The 14,676-nt window shown below is 64.4% G+C and carries 13 protein-coding genes and 1 pseudogene; 5 read left to right on the forward strand and 9 right to left on the reverse strand.

Going from position 1 to position 14,676, the window contains the following annotated elements; genetic code table 11:
* Window positions 1-7: 7 nt before the first annotated feature.
* From NXY83_RS10400 to NXY83_RS10410, 3 genes are all read left to right on the forward strand, one after another.
* Window positions 8-2,956, forward strand: coding sequence for a DEAD/DEAH box helicase (locus NXY83_RS10400; RefSeq protein ID WP_258806037.1), 2,949 nt, complete (start codon window positions 8-10; stop codon window positions 2,954-2,956).
* A 54-nt stretch (window positions 2,957-3,010) separates the two neighbouring features.
* A complete protein-coding gene (locus NXY83_RS10405) occupies window positions 3,011-4,660 on the forward strand; it encodes an amidohydrolase (protein ID WP_258806038.1) in 1,650 nt (549 codons plus the stop codon).
* Window positions 4,661-4,755: 95 nt separating this feature from the next.
* Window positions 4,756-5,499: a polyprenol monophosphomannose synthase gene (locus tag NXY83_RS10410; RefSeq protein WP_258806039.1), complete on the forward strand. Its 744-nt coding sequence runs from the start codon at window positions 4,756-4,758 to the stop codon at window positions 5,497-5,499.
* An 86-nt stretch (window positions 5,500-5,585) separates the two neighbouring features.
* Here the strand turns inward: NXY83_RS10410 and NXY83_RS10415 are convergent, their stop codons facing one another.
* The 5 genes from NXY83_RS10415 to NXY83_RS10435 form a co-directional block, all read right to left on the reverse strand.
* Complete coding sequence (locus NXY83_RS10415; protein WP_013600997.1) at window positions 5,586-5,933, reverse strand: RNA polymerase-binding protein RbpA; 348 nt, start codon at window positions 5,931-5,933, stop codon at window positions 5,586-5,588.
* Between the two features lie 243 nt (window positions 5,934-6,176).
* A complete protein-coding gene (locus NXY83_RS10420; protein ID WP_258806040.1) occupies window positions 6,177-7,124 on the reverse strand; it encodes an SPFH domain-containing protein in 948 nt (315 codons plus the stop codon).
* A 33-nt stretch (window positions 7,125-7,157) separates the two neighbouring features.
* Entirely contained in the window at window positions 7,158-7,622 is a 465-nt protein-coding gene (locus tag NXY83_RS10425) for an NfeD family protein (RefSeq protein ID WP_258806041.1), read from the reverse strand.
* Between the two features lie 125 nt (window positions 7,623-7,747).
* Entirely contained in the window at window positions 7,748-8,647 is a 900-nt protein-coding gene (locus NXY83_RS10430) for a methyltransferase domain-containing protein (RefSeq protein WP_258806042.1), read from the reverse strand.
* A 67-nt stretch (window positions 8,648-8,714) separates the two neighbouring features.
* On the reverse strand, window positions 8,715-9,395 hold the full coding sequence (locus NXY83_RS10435) for a peptide deformylase (protein WP_258806043.1): 681 nt from the start codon (window positions 9,393-9,395) through the stop codon (window positions 8,715-8,717).
* Window positions 9,396-9,449: 54 nt separating this feature from the next.
* Here NXY83_RS10435 and NXY83_RS10440 point away from each other — a divergent pair, with 54 nt between their 5' ends.
* Window positions 9,450-9,863, forward strand: coding sequence for a nuclear transport factor 2 family protein (locus NXY83_RS10440; RefSeq protein ID WP_258806044.1), 414 nt, complete (start codon window positions 9,450-9,452; stop codon window positions 9,861-9,863).
* A gap of 32 nt (window positions 9,864-9,895) precedes the next feature.
* On the opposite strand, the gene NXY83_RS10445 is transcribed toward NXY83_RS10440, so the two are convergent.
* The 4 genes and pseudogenes from NXY83_RS10445 to NXY83_RS10460 all read right to left on the reverse strand — a co-directional run.
* Window positions 9,896-11,044, reverse strand: a complete 1,149-nt coding sequence (locus NXY83_RS10445) for an FAD-dependent oxidoreductase (protein ID WP_258806045.1) — start codon at window positions 11,042-11,044, stop codon at window positions 9,896-9,898.
* A 2-nt stretch (window positions 11,045-11,046) separates the two neighbouring features.
* The gene (locus NXY83_RS10450) at window positions 11,047-11,730 is read right to left on the reverse strand and encodes a class I SAM-dependent methyltransferase (protein WP_258806159.1); all 684 of its coding nucleotides are present in this window, start codon (window positions 11,728-11,730) and stop codon (window positions 11,047-11,049) included.
* 16 nt (window positions 11,731-11,746) lie between these two features.
* Window positions 11,747-12,982: a type III polyketide synthase gene (locus NXY83_RS10455; RefSeq protein WP_258802187.1), complete on the reverse strand. Its 1,236-nt coding sequence runs from the start codon at window positions 12,980-12,982 to the stop codon at window positions 11,747-11,749.
* A 241-nt stretch (window positions 12,983-13,223) separates the two neighbouring features.
* Window positions 13,224-13,313, reverse strand: a pseudogene (locus NXY83_RS10460) (DUF4193 family protein); the annotation flags it as partial.
* Between the two features lie 793 nt (window positions 13,314-14,106).
* Here NXY83_RS10460 and cspE point away from each other — a divergent pair.
* Window positions 14,107-14,310, forward strand: a complete 204-nt coding sequence (gene cspE / locus NXY83_RS10465; protein WP_104046164.1) for a transcription antiterminator/RNA stability regulator CspE — start codon at window positions 14,107-14,109, stop codon at window positions 14,308-14,310.
* Window positions 14,311-14,676 lie beyond the last annotated feature (366 nt).

The raw sequence follows: 14,676 nt of genomic DNA on the forward strand, positions 1-14,676 counted from the left end.
TTGGTGTATGTCCTCCAACACCGGGCCGCTCTCCACAGGTCCATCCTCCAGCGGACCTTTCTCCACAGCGCCCAGCGATCCTGAAGAGCTCTCACCCGCAGAAAGATACCGTGCCAGCGCCGAACGCAGGGCCGAGGCGGCCACGGATCTGGGAGCGTTCATCCGCACCCTGGACTTCGAGCTGGACGACTTCCAGCGTCAAGCGTGCCGCTCCCTGCAGGACGGCAGGGGAGTGCTGGTGGCAGCGCCAACCGGCGCCGGAAAAACCATCGTGGGGGAGTTCGCCATCTACCTGGCTCTCCAGCGCGGCCTCAAGGCTTTCTACACCACCCCCATCAAGGCGCTGAGCAACCAGAAGTTCACCGAACTCACGGAAAAGTACGGTGCCCAAAACGTGGGGCTGCTGACTGGCGACACCAGCATTAACGGAGATGCTCCCGTAGTGGTCATGACCACCGAGGTCCTCCGGAACATGCTCTATTCAGACTCGGCCACCCTGGGCGACCTGGGCTACGTGGTGATGGATGAGGTGCATTACCTCGCCGACCGCTTCCGGGGTGCTGTCTGGGAAGAAGTGATCATTCATCTTCCCAGCGAGGTGCAGGTGGTCTCCCTCAGCGCCACTGTCTCCAATGCCGAGGAGTTTGGTGCCTGGCTGGACACGGTCCGCGGCGATACGGACATCATTGTCTCCGAGCACCGCCCGGTGCCGCTCTGGCAGCACGTCATGGTTGGCCGGCAGATCATGGATCTGTTCGCCGGGGAAACCACGTTCGACGAAATCGCCCCGCCCGTGGATCCCGACGACCCACAGCAGGTGCCGGCAAAAGAGGCTGCTGCCAAGAGCCGCGGCTTCGACGTCAATCCCGACCTGCTGGCAGTTGCCCGCAGCGAAATCCAGCAAAGCTTCCGCAGCAGGCCCGGCCCGGGCGGCCGCGGCCAGCGTGGGCGCCGTGGCAATGACCGGCCCGGCCGGCCCGGAGACGAAAGGGGAGTGCGGCCCGCCAGCCGTCCCCAGGTGATTGCGAGCCTCGACCGCATGGACCTGCTGCCGGCCATCACCTTCATCTTTTCCCGGGCCGGCTGCGACGTGGCCGTGGCCCAGTGCGTCGGGTCCGGGTTGTGGCTGACCACCGAAAAAGAGCAGCGGATCATCGCCCAGCGGGTTGACGAGGCCGGACAGGACATTCCGCCGGACGACCTGGACGTCCTGGGCTTCTGGACGTGGCGGGACGGGTTGCTGCGGGGTTTTGCCGCCCACCATGCGGGCATGCTGCCCACGTTCAAGGAAGTGGTGGAGAAGCTCTTCGCCGACGGCCTGGTCAAGGCGGTCTTCGCCACGGAGACCCTTGCCCTCGGCGTCAACATGCCTGCCCGGTCAGTGGTGCTGGAAAAGCTGGACAAGTTCAACGGCGAAGCCCATGTGGACATCACAGCCGGGGAGTACACCCAGCTGACCGGACGCGCCGGCCGGCGCGGGATCGACGTCGAAGGCCACGCCGTGGTGCTGTGGCAGCCCGGGACGGACCCGACGGCAGTGGCCGGCCTTGCGTCAAGGCGCACCTACCCCCTGAACTCAAGTTTCCGGCCGACGTACAACATGAGCATTAATCTCCTGGCGCAGTTCGGCCGGGCGCGGGCGCGCGAGATCCTGGAATCCTCCTTCGCGCAGTTCCAGGCCGACCGCTCGGTGGTGGGGCTGGCCAGGCAGGTACGCAGCAGGGAGGAATCCCTCGCCGGGTACGCCAAGTCCATGACGTGCCACCTCGGCGACTTTACCGAGTACGCCCGGCTGCGGCGCGAGCTTTCCGACGCCGAAAGCGTCACGTCCCGTACCAAGTCGCGTGCCCGAAAGTCACTGAGCGATGATTCCCTGGCCAGGTTGTTGCCCGGCGACGTGGTGAATGTTCCTGGCGGGAGGGCACCGGGACCGGCGATTGTGCTCAGTTCGGACCACAGCAGCCGTGAGCCGCGGCCGGCAGTCCTGACGCTTGACAACCAGTTGCGCAGGATCGGGACGGACGACCTGGAGGGCCCCATTTCGCCCGTGACCAGGATCCGCATCCCGAAGTCCTTCAACGCCAAGGTGCCGAAGTCGCGGCGTGACCTGGCGTCCTCAGCACGCAACGCCCTCCGGGAAAACCGGCCGCCCGCCCCCGGCCACAACCGCAACAATGATTTCGGTCTGGCGGCAGCCCTGCCCAACCAGGAGAAGCGTATCGCCGATCTCCGGCGTGCCCTTCGCGCCCACCCCTGTCATGGGTGCAGCGAACGCGAAGACCATGCGCGCTGGTCGGAGAGGTGGTGGAAGCTTCGGCGGGAAACGGATGGCCTGGTCCGGCAGATCCAGGGCCGCACCAACACCATCGCCAAGACCTTCGACCGCGTCTGCGATGTCCTGTCCGCCTACGGATACCTGGAAGCCGCCGGTGACGGCGGGCTGGTGATCAGCTCCGATGGCCAGCGCCTGCGGCGCATTTACGGTGAGAAGGACCTGCTGATCTCCCAGTCGCTGAGGCTCGGCGCCTTCGAGGACCTGGACGCTGCCGAAGTTGCAGCCCTCGCCAGCGTGCTGGTGTACCAGGCCAAGCGGGAGGACCGGGGGCTCCGGCCCCGGATGCCCAGTATCTCCCTGGAAACTTCGGTGGACATTGTGGTGCGTGAATGGTCAGCCCTGGAGGATGTGGAAGAGGAAAACAAGCTTCCGCTGACCGGCGAGCCCGAGCTGGGGCTGGTGTGGCCCATCTACAAGTGGGCGCGCGGCCGCCATCTTCAGGACGTGCTGAGCGGCACCGACCTTGCGGCGGGCGACTTTGTACGGTGGGTCAAGCAGGTGATTGACCTGCTGGACCAGCTTGCCAAGATCCCCGGCCTCGATCCCCGTCTCGCCCGGCTGTGTGCCGAGGCGATTTCCCTGATCCGCCGCGGCGTCGTGGCCTATTCCTCCGTCCTTTAACCGTTTGCCCGCCGCTTCCGGCTGGCTGCCCCACTGTCAGGAGCCCTGCCCCGTATGATCGAACCTGGTCCCGCATCCCAACCGAAAGTTGTCCTCTACCGCAACGGGTCCGTCTACACTGCTGCCGATCCCTTCGCTACCGCGATGCTGGTGGACGGTGACACCGTGGCCTGGGTGGGGTCCGAACAGGCGGCGTCATCCATTGCGGACAGCTCCATGGAAATCATCGACCTGCGGGGAGCACTCGTTGCGCCGGGATTCGTCGATTCCCACATGCACCTGACCGAGACGGGCATCGCTTTGGACTCGCTCAGGCTGGGAGGAGTCTCCTCGGCCCGGGAGCTTCTGGACGCCGTGTCATCGGCAGCCGGTGAGGGCCCGGTCCTCGGCCACGGCTGGGATGAGACGACGTGGCTCGACCCCACACTGCCTACCCCGGACGAACTGGAAAGGGCATCGGCAGGCCGGCCCGTATACCTGGCCAGGGTCGACGTGCACTCGGCCCTGGTTTCGACGTCGCTTGCGCATGCGGCGGACCTTCCCGGCCGGGACGGGTTCGACGGCGGCGCACGCGTCAGGCGGGCAGCGCATACGGCAGCAAGGCAGGCCACCCGCCGGCTGCCGGAAGAGGACCTCCGCCGGTACCAGGCGCGCGCCCTGGCCGAGGCCGCCGCCAACGGGTACGTCGCCCTCGCGGAGATGGGCGCCCCGCATATTGGCGGCGTGGAGGACCTGCGGCTGGCGGCAGCATGGAACGATTCCGTTGCTGATGCGACCGTCCTTCCCGAGATCCTGCCCTACTGGGGCGAGCTGGCGCCTTCTGAAGAACACGCCCACAGCCTGCGGAACCAGTTCGGCTTCGAACTCCGGGGCCTTGCGGGTGACCTGAACATCGACGGCTCGGTGGGGTCGCGCACTGCCGCCCTTCGGTCCGGCTACAGCGATGCCCCCGGGGAGCGCGGCAGCCTCTACCTCTCCGTGGAAGAGGCGGCAGCCCACCTCGCGGCATGTTCCCTCGCGGGAATCCAGGGCGGCTTCCACGTGATCGGGGACGCCGGGCTGGACGCGGCTTTGTCCGCTTTGGACCTTGCGGCTGAGCGGGTGGGTGAGCAGCGCGTGCGTGCAGCAGGGCACCGTTTCGAACACGTCGAAATGGTGGATGCAGCGGCAATTGCCAGGCTTGGCAAATACTCCGTGACCGTCAGTGCCCAACCTGCGTTCGATGCCGCGTGGGGCGGCCCGGGAGGCCTCTACGAGCAGCGGCTGGGGGAGCGGGGCCGGTCCATGAACCCGTTTGCCGCCCTCTTCTCGGCCGGGGTTCCCGTGTGCTTTGGGAGCGACAGCCCGGTGACGCCATTGCGTCCCTGGTCCAGCGTGAGGGCCTGCCTGGAACATCACAACGAAGGTGAGCGTATTTCCGCCCGTGCCGCTTTTCTTGGCCACACCCGTGCCGGCTGGCGGTCAGCGAAATATCCCAATCCGATGGCAGGCCAGCTGGTGCCCGGCGCTCCCGCAAGTTTCGCTGTGTGGGAAGTGGAGGAGCTGATGGTCCAAGTGGCCGACGGGCGCGTCCAGTCATGGAGTACGGATCCCCGGGCCCGCACTCCGCTCTTGCCCGCGTTGGATACCGGCACGGACCCGGCCTGCCTGCAGACCGTCCGGAACGGCGCCGAATTGTATTCGAGCCCGGCACTTCGTTCCTGAGCCTGCTGCCGACCGGCCTATAATGGGTAGTTGCGCCTGCCGGCGGCCTGCTGGCCCCCAGGTGCACCGACCGCTCCCACCAGGAAAGGCCCTCTGTGCGCGTCCTTACAATCATTCCCACCTACAACGAACTGGAATCGCTGCCGAAGACGCTCCAGCGGCTCAGGTCGGCTGTTCCGGCGTCGGACGTGCTGGTGGTGGATGACAACAGTCCTGACGGCACCGGAAAGCTCGCCGATACCATCGCTGCCGCGGACTCCCAGGTCCATGTATTGCACCGGAAGGGCAAGGAAGGCCTGGGAGCCGCCTACATCGCAGGGTTCAAGTGGGGCCTGGACGCCGGCTATGACGTGCTCGTGGAGATGGACGCGGATGGATCCCACCAGCCCGAGCAGCTGCCCCAGCTTTTGGAAGCCGTAGACCAGGGCGCAGACCTGGCCATGGGTTCCCGCTGGGTCCCCGGCGGACGCGTCGTGAACTGGCCACTCTACCGCCAGGCCATTTCCCGGGTAGGCAGCACCTACGCCCGTCTCATGCTTGGCCTGAAGATCAAGGACGTTACCGGCGGCTACCGTGCGTTCCGCCGGACAACCCTGGAGAAACTCGACCTGGACCAGGTGGACTCTGTGGGCTATGGCTTCCAGGTCGACCTGGCCTGGCGGGTAGCACGGATGGGCCTGCGCATCGAAGAGCGTCCCATCACGTTCGTAGAGCGGGAACTGGGCGCCTCGAAGATGAGCGGCAACATCGTGGTCGAGGCCATGGTCAATGTCACCAAGTGGGGGCTTCAGGCTCGCTGGAACACGCTGACCCGCAAAAAGGCGACCGTCCGGCAGTAGCCCGGGCAGATAATTCTCCAGGACAAAAGAAAGGGGACCGTCCCTGCACTTGTGCAGGGACGGTCCCCTTTCTGGTTCGAGACGTGTTAAGCGGAGCGGCGTTCTCCGCGGCGTTCACGCAGGATGGTCAGCCGGTCTTCGAGAATCTGTTCGAGTTCGGGCAGGGAGCGGCGTTCCAGCAGCATGTCCCAGTGTGTACGGACAGCTTTGTCGTTGCTGGTGTCGGGACGTTCGCCGTCGACCAGAAGCGCTTCCTTGCCAGTCTTGGAAACCCAGACAGGGGGGATCTCCGCTTCGGAGGAAAAGGTGACGAAGACCTGCTCGCCGTCCTCGCAACGGTACTCGACGCGCTGACGCGGAGCCGGCTCGACTCCGGACTCGGTCTCCATGCTCTGCGCACCAAGGCGCATGCCCCGCAGGCTGCGATCGCTCATGATTTCTCCCTCTTATCGGTTCGCGGAGCAGAACCCCGCGCCAGCCGGTGGCGATAAAGCACCGCCGGGCTACTGTTTGCTCTGTGCTGCATCATAAGATTCAACGCATCGCGAAGCTTGGTTGTTCCAGCGGATCGCTCCTGCCGGACAAATACACAATTATACCTGGGTCATGCCCCGGAGACCAAAACAAAGGGAGGGATCCGCGTCGACCGCGGATCCCTCCCTGCCTCTCGGCGCTGCTTATGGCTCGGAGGACTTCGCGCCTACCTCGTCAAACAGCCCACCGGCAGCGCCTGGATCGGGATTGGTCCCGCCCAGGGCGTTTCCGATGCCCTTCAGGGCTTCACCGACTTCACTGGGAATGATCCACAATTTGTTGGACGAGCCCTCCGCCAGCTTCGGCAGGGTTTGCAGGTATTGGTACGCCAGCAGCTTCTGGTCCGGGTTGCCCTTGTGAATTGCGTCGAAGACCTTTTGGATGGCCTGTGCCTCACCGTCAGCGCGGAGGATGGCAGCCTTGGCGTCGCCTTCCGCGGCGAGGATGGAAGCCTGCCGCTGTCCCTCTGCGGTGAGGATGGCTGACTGCTTGGTTCCTTCAGCGGTGAGGATGGCTGCCCGGCGGTCACGCTCGGCCCGCATCTGCTTCTCCATGGAATCCTGGATGGAGTGGGGCGGATCAATGGCCTTCAGCTCCACCCGCGACACCCGGATACCCCAGCGCCCGGTGGCCTCGTCCAAAACGCCGCGGAGCTGCCCGTTGATCTGGTCGCGCGAGGTAAGTGCTTCTTCGAGGTTCAACCCGCCCACCACGTTGCGCAACGTGGTTGTGGTGAGCTGCTCCACTGCCTGGATGTAGTTGGCAATTTCGTAGGTTGCTGCACGTGGGTCAGTGACCTGGAAATAGACCACGGTGTCGATGGAGACCACCAGGTTGTCCTCGGTAATGACCGGCTGCGGCGGGAACGACACCACCTGTTCGCGCAGGTCCAGCAGTGGCAGGAGCCTGTCCACGAAGGGAATCAGGATTGTGAGTCCTGGATTAAGCGTGCGCTGGTACTTTCCGAGACGCTCCACGACGCCCGCCCTGGCTTGCGGAATGATCCGGACTGCCCGGACCAGGACGATTATCACAAACACGATCAGGACTACCAGCACGATGGCCAATGCGGCTCCTCCTGCGTTTTCCATAAATCTCCTTTTTCCCCAATTGATAAGGCTGTGTCAGGACTGGCCGGTGACGGCCGGCGGTGCCGAAACCACTGCAGTGGCGCCGTCAATGGCAGCCACAACCACCTTTTGGCCCGCGGGAAGAACTCCCGCTGCTGAACGTGCACTCCAGATGTCGCCGCCGATTTTCACCAGGCCGCCGTCAGCCGTCACGGCTTCCATCACAACGGCCTGTTCACCGATCAGGCGGTCGATGTTGCTGCGCTGCCCGGCCGGGCTTTTTTTCAGGTGGGACAGTGCCACCGGACGGACGAAAGCAATCATGAGCAGCGACACGACGCAGAACACGACGATCTGCAGCCACATGTCAGCACCTGCGAAGTCGGCCACCAGGGCGGCGAGCGCTCCGCCGCCGAGCATGATGAAAAACAGGTCAAGGGTGATCATCTCGATCACTGCAAATGCCAGGAAAGCCGTGAGCCACAGGGCCCACCAGTTTTCCCCCAACCATTCGAACACCGGTTCCCCCTTCGTTACGGGGAACCGCGGCCGCGGACCCTCCAGTAACTGTCCTTCCATCCTAGTCCGGGGCCACCGACTGTGGGCTGGGTCATGTCCACCGCTAAGTGATAGTGGCCAAGTCGTTACGCGGCAGCCACGTTTTTGGGCCGGAAAACCAAAAGCCGGAACTTCGCTTCGGTCCGTACAGGCTCCGCCCTGTCTTCCAGCCGTTCAACGATCTCTCGCCTTTCCAGGTGGTGCCCTGCCGGTCCCATGAAGGCCAGGTCTGCTGCTTCAGGGCGGGTCAGCGCCAGGGGAATGTCGACGTCGGAGCTCGCCTCAAGATCAAAGTGCCGGCCCATTGCCGCTGCCAGCCGCACGTCCTTCCCCTCCTCGATTGCGAGCATTCCGGTCATGGCAGCTATCTCCGCAAGGTGGCCGTCCCGGGGCGTTACTACCACCAGGCGGCCGGTTGGCCGCAGCACGCGTGCAAACTCAGGGGGGTTGCGCGGCGCGAACACCACTGTGACAGCATCGACTGACCTGTTGGCCAGCGGCAGCGGCTGCCACACATCCCACACCAGGTTGACTGCCTCCGGGTTCAGCCTGGCTGCCCGCCGCAGCGCGAACTTGGAAATATCCAGCCCCACCGCACTTACCGGGCGGCCCTGCGCAGCAGCGGTGTCCAGTAGCACCCGCAGGTAGTGGCCGGTACCCGTCCCGGAGTCCAGGACCACAGCGCGCTCTTCGGAGATACAGGGCACGACGGCGGCTGCCACCGCTTCTGCCAGCCGGCGGTAGTGTGCGTGGCCCAGAAAATTGAAGCGGGCTTCCACCATCCCGGCGGTGTCAGCCTCGAATGCCGTGCCTTTGCCCACCAACAGGTTGAAATACCCTTGGCGGGCGGCATCGAAGCTATGCCCGGATGTGCAGGCAAGCCGGTGTTGCCCTGGCGCAGTGGAACCTCCCGCGTTGGCGTCGGAAAAAACCAGCTGGCCCGAGCACACCGGGCACAGCAGGGGGAGATCCGTGGAAGTGGGCATTGCACCATCCTAAGGCGGCTTGCCCAACACCGGCCGGAGGCGGCAGGCTGCCGCGCCACGGAAACTGTCAGCAGACGCTGATGCCCGCCGGCCCGTCGTCGAAACCGAGGCCCTCCCGCGCCCTGCTGATTCCGGGCTCAGCCCAGTGTGCCGCGTACTCGGCGTTGTTGCTGAGGGACCTCAGCTGCGCACGGTCAAGGTAGAGGATGCCGTTAAGGTGGTCCGTCTCATGTTGAACGATGCGGGCCTGCCAGCCTGTGAACTCCTGCTGCACCGCAGCGCCTTCAGGCGTTTCATATTCGAGCAGGACCTTCTCCGGCCGGGCTACGACGGCCTGGAGCCCGTTAAGGGAAAGGCACCCTTCGTAAAAGGAGGCAAGGCCGGACCCCTGCGCCGTGTACGTGGGGTTGAGGACGGCGAGGAATTCCAGGGGGCTGCGGTGACGGAGGGCGGCAGCCTCCTGGTCGACGTCGAACTGATCCTCCATCACAGCGATCTGAAGGGGTATCCCGAGCTGGGGCGCCGCCAGTCCCACTCCCGGTGCCTCGTGCATGACCTGGCGCATGAGGGCGATCAGGCGGCTCAACTGCTCCGCCGGCAACTGACCGTCAAAAGCGGCAGCCCGCTGGCGCAGTGCAGGATGGCCTGCCTGGACGATGGGAGGCAACTCCCCGGCAGAGAGGATGCGGTCCACGGTTTCGCGGATCTGTTCTGCGGTTAGGGCGGTTTGGGGCGCTGCGTGGTTCATGACGAAAGCCTACTGGGCGACAGCGGGCTCCCGGGGCTGGGTAAGGTCGGTTCCATGGCTGAATACCCCTCCTTCCGCGCCTCCCCGCTGGACCTCGTCCTCCAGTTCATTCAGGTACTCGAAGCCGGCGGGGGAGCGGCCGGGATCAGGCCTTTCCTGTCCGACGCATTCGTGCTGGTTGAGGCCCCGCACCTCTTGTCTCCGGAGGGTTCCACCCGGACCCTGGATGATGTGCTGGCCGGCGCAGACCAAAGTTCGCAGGTGGTGTCGGACCAGAAATTCACCATCCGCCGCACCACCTGCGAAGGCAGCAGGGTGGCGGTGGAAGCCGACTGGTCCGCGACGGTGCTGATGGACCTCCGGTACTGGGACCGGGGAGACACTATCCGGGCGAGGACGTCGTCCGTTTTCGAAGTCAGCGCCGGCCTGGTCGTCAGCCAGGACAGCTACGACTGCTACTTCCGCTGACGCTGGTGGCCCCTGTCGGCTGGCAGTTGCTCCTATTGCATGGTGAAACGCCTTGCCACCCACCGGTTCACGGCCGGGGTTGCGGCTGCGGCGCCGATGCCTGCATTCCGAAGGCGGAGCAATCCCAGCGGCAGAGGACGTCCCAGCATCATGTTGATCTCGGACTGGCGCCTGGCCAGTACTGCGGCCCGTTGCCGGTCGGCGTTGAATTTCCGAAACCCGCGGTCCGTCTGCCGGCCGGCCAGGGCTTCACGGATGAGTGGAACCAGCGCCTGGGCATCCAGCCAGCCAAGGTTCATGCCTTGGCCTCCAATAGGACTGATTTCATGGGCTGCATCCCCGATGAGGACCGTACGGCCTTCCACCATGCGGCGCACAAGGGCGGAGCGGACGCTGAACGCACTGAGCATGGTGTTGGTATCGGGATCAGGCGTCATTCCCGTACGCCGCATGACAAGTTCCGCCAGGGTCTCCGCGCCCGCTGCAACGGCCGGCTGTCCGAGACGGACAACCCAGCGCCTGAATCCGCCCGGAAGCGGAAATGACTCGACGATCCCGTCGGGCTCGAGGAACAGCACAGCCTTGCTTCCAAAGGGCCCGGGATCCTGGAAGTCCCCCATGAGGTAGTGGTCCGGGTACGTCCGTTTTTGCACCGGCACGCCCATGACATCGCGAAGGTGGGACCGGGCGCCGTCGGCACCCACCACCAGGGACGCCGTGAACTCCTTCTTGCCCATGGTGGCACCCGGGGCCGCTTCGACGGTGACGGCGAGGCGGCCGCCGTCGTCCATCAGCGCCCTGGCCTCGACACCCCTGACCAGCGCCGCGCTGTCGAGGGTGCGCACGCGGTGCTCCAGCAGTTGTTCAGTTCGGAACTGGGGGAGGGCCAGAACGAACGGAAAGACGTCCGACACAGTGTCGAACCGCATGGTGCCTACCGTCTTTCCGCCGCTCACAGCCATTCCCGTCCGGATCTGCACGCCCTCCCGCACCATTGCCGGCGCCACCTGGACCGCGTCCAGCGCTGCAAGGGCGGGTGGATGGATGCCGATGGCCCGTGAGTGGGGCTCCCTGGACTGCCTCCGCTCGAGCACCCGGACGGTGATTCCCTCCTGGAGAAGTGCCGCGGCGAGGTACAGGCCCACGGGCCCACCGCCCACGATCACCACATCCGCAGCCATGGTCAGTTCCTGCGGCAGGCGAGGACCTGGTGGAACATTGCGGTTCGCTCAACGGTCCAGCCGGGGGGAGCCAGTGCCGATAACTCCGGGGGCGTGTAGCTGCGGCGTATCGAGGTCAGGCCGTCCGCCCGGATGTAGGAGTTGCGGAAGGGCAGGGCAGCCACCCCGAAAAGTGCGTATGCTGCGGGGCTGCGGCGGAGGTCATTGTGCAGGGCCTTTTGCGTGGACAGTAGTTCCGAATGCTCCAGCAGCTGCTGCAGCTCCTCCTGAGCCAGGTGGTGGAGGACATGGTTGGAAATCACGGCGTCATAGGTCCTGCCCTCCTGCACGAGGTCGGCGCTGTGGGCCTGCCGGAATTCAACGCCCCGTACCGGAGGCCGCTTCGAAGCAAAGGCAGCAGCCCGCGGATCCGGATCGATGCCTGTGATCCGTAGCGTCAGTCCGTCGCGTTCCGCCCAGCGGGCCAGCATGACGGCGAGGTCGCCGCCACCGCAGCCAATGTCCAAAAGCGTGCCCGAACCGGAGCCGGCGGTGAGGACCGGCCGCAGTTCCCGCCGGTACAACCGCCGCCAGCCGCTGAGGACCCTGTTGACGACGCCGAACTGGCGATAGGTGTTGTCCAGGAGCCGTGGGTCGCAGTCCGGCAGGTCCATCAGCTCCACGGCTTCGGCGGCCCGGTCCCGCATCATGAATGCCACCCGGTCAAGCCACCGGTGCTTCCAGGGGCTGTTCAAGATGGTCCCGCTCGGCCTCCTGATTCAACGCTCCCGGCGCCTGCCGCAGCCTGGTGAACAGTGCAGTTTCAACAGTGAGCCCGGGACCGAAGGCCATGGAGCATATCCGGTTGTCCCCGGGCCCCTCGTCACCGGTGCCGGCGTTGGGGTTCCGGGGTTCGATGTCCTGGTCAAGGATGTGTTTGAGGACGAACAGCACCGTGGCGCTGCTCATATTGCCGTAGTTCCGCAGGACCTCGCGGGCAGGGACCAGCTGGTGGTCGGTCAGGCCGAGCCGGGACTGGACCTTGTCCAGGATGCTCCGCCCGCCCGGATGGATGGCCCAGTGCTGGATGTCGTTGTAGGGGAGTGCTGCCAGCACGGGGTCCCGGGCCAGGAGGGGTTGCAGCGCCCCAACGATATGGTCGTCGATGATGTGCGGGACGTAGTTGCCAAGCACCATTTCGAAGCCGTGGTCCCCGATGTTCCAGGCCATGGAGTCTTCGCCAACAGGCGTGAGTACCGTTTCGAAGTGGTCCAGCTGCAGCAGCGAGTCTTCTGCGGCGCCTGGCCGGGCTGTCACGACGGCGGCAGCGGCACCGTCCGCAAAAAGTGCTGAGCCCATGATGGTGTCCGGGTCGTTTGATGTCCGCACGTGCAGGGAGCACAGTTCAGCGCAGACCACCAGGACGACGGCGTCGGGGTCGGCCTCGCAGAAGAGCTTGGCGGCGCGCAGCGCGGGAAATGCGGCGTAGCAGCCCATGAAGCCAAGGTGGTACCGCTGGACCGCCGGATTCAAGCCAAGCTCGCGCACGATCTTGTAGTCCGGTCCGGGGTTGAAGAAACCTGTGCAGGAGACGGTGATGACATGAGTTATGTCAAGTAAATCAAGCTCCGGGCAGGCGTCCAGTGCTGCGCGGGCCGCTTCCACAAAGAGTTTGGTGGCCTCCCGGGCGAAAATGCCGTTGCGTACCTTGGTGCTGGGGTTCAGGAGGAGCCCCGACGCCTGGTCGTAGAACTGCGGATCAGTGGAGCGGAACTCGTTGGTGAGTTCGTCGATGGCGGTATAGCGCGTGTCGATGGCCGCTGAGTCGAAGCAAGTTCCTACCAGCCTGGAGCCCAGCCTCGATAGCCCCGGCTGGGCCGCAAATACGTCACGGGCTTCAGACTGGACCAGCACAGTTTTCGGGACTGCTGTTTCAAGGGATCGCACGTAGACCGTCATTGACTCATTCTTAACGAGGCCCCGGGATAAGACAATGCTTCCGGCGCTGACCTGCGGAATTGTTCACTTGGCGGCTCGTAAAGTGTTGCCGGCTGTAGAGGTTGGCTCAGGAGATCAACCGCCCCTTCCGGCCCTTCCCATAACGCCGATAATCTACATTATGTAAAGCTGCGGTCAGAAGGGGCGAAAAGAGGGCGCGAAAAGTCCATGTTTGCTGGACCAGGCCTTGGAACGGGCTGCATCAGCCTTCGCACTCGACGCAGTATGAATGGCCGTTGCTCTCCCGCTCTACCTGAGACCGGTACCGGACGAGGAAACAGGAATAGCATGCCAGCGATATCGAGGCGTCCAGTAAGACGTGTGGCAACGCTTCACGCCCCGCGCCAATAAATACGTAAAGACGAATTGGGTGCTCCACGCTTCAGAAAAACACACTGCCCTGAGCAATGGCGAAGCTCTGGTCAAATAGCGGTTGACCGGAGCTTCTGGGAGGCTGGCGATCCACAGATCCACCACCGCCACTCTGGCACGTCTGCAGACCAGGCCTTGAAGCCAAAATGAAGCAGTCGAGCCGCTCCCCCGCCAGTGTCCCTCAGGAAAGGACACCTCAACCGTCCGTAGCCAGCGGGTGGTCCTGTTTCAGGAAACACGTACGGATTACTCGGGTATCTCTCAACTTTTCGCCATAGCGTCATAAGCGGAGCCGGCGACGAGGGCCTTCGTCTGAGACCGCGATCGCCACCCCCAGCCGCCGCCGGCTCCACGCCGCTTCCACTGATCCCCATTAGATTGTCGCTGCCGCTTACCCGTGATTAACGGCCCGTTCAAGAAGCTCCGCGTGATGGCGTTTCGCGGAAATTTTTCAATGAGGCAACGACGCAGCCTTACCGGTGGTGTTGCAACGGGGCAACAGGCCAGTCGTGTCGCCTCCCGGAGGGCACACTACGCGCCAGCCAGGTACTCGAAGTCAGGCTGCCGCAACCTCGTATGGCCGTCCTCCCGAAGTCCAGCCTTTGACCGGTCTCTTGCCCGCCCCCCACCGCTGGACGTAGGCTCATGGTGTGAGTGGCGGGGACGGCAATCCGAAAAGCGGATCCGGCCCGCGACCCGTGAAGGAAACAAGCATGGCAACAGGTACGGTCAAGTGGTTCAACGCCGAAAAGGGCTTCGGTTTCATCGCCCCCGACGACGGAAGCGCTGACGTGTTCGCACACTTTTCGGCAATCGCCTCCAGCGGTTACCGCTCCCTAGACGAGAACCAGAAGGTTCAGTTCGACGTCACCCAGGGCCCTAAGGGTCCGCAGGCGGAGAACATCCAGCCGCTCTAAGCGGTTGTAAAGAAGCTGGCCGGCACAAGCCGGTCAGCTTCTTTTTGTTCCCACACCGCTAAGCCCGCCTCGTCATTCAACCGCGTTCTCTTCGGTCAGCTAAGCCTGGGACCCTTACCTAGTTGCCCTCATCGGACTTCGCCTAAATGCTAAAAGCTGATAGCCAGCGTTATTTAAAGCTGCGGTCACAAGGGGCGAAAGAGTGGCTCGAAAAGTGCGTGTTTGCTGGACCAAGGCTGTAAAGCTTCCTCAGCCCTCGCACGCGTGGCAGTATGAATGGCCGTTGCTCGCCCGCGCTACCTGGGACCGGTGGTGGACGATCGGCGTGGACATGTCACGGGCGGTAAGCACGCCGACACCGACCAT

The sequence above is a fragment of the Pseudarthrobacter sp. NS4 genome (genome assembly GCF_024758005.1).
In the GTDB taxonomy this organism is placed as follows: domain Bacteria; phylum Actinomycetota; class Actinomycetes; order Actinomycetales; family Micrococcaceae; genus Arthrobacter.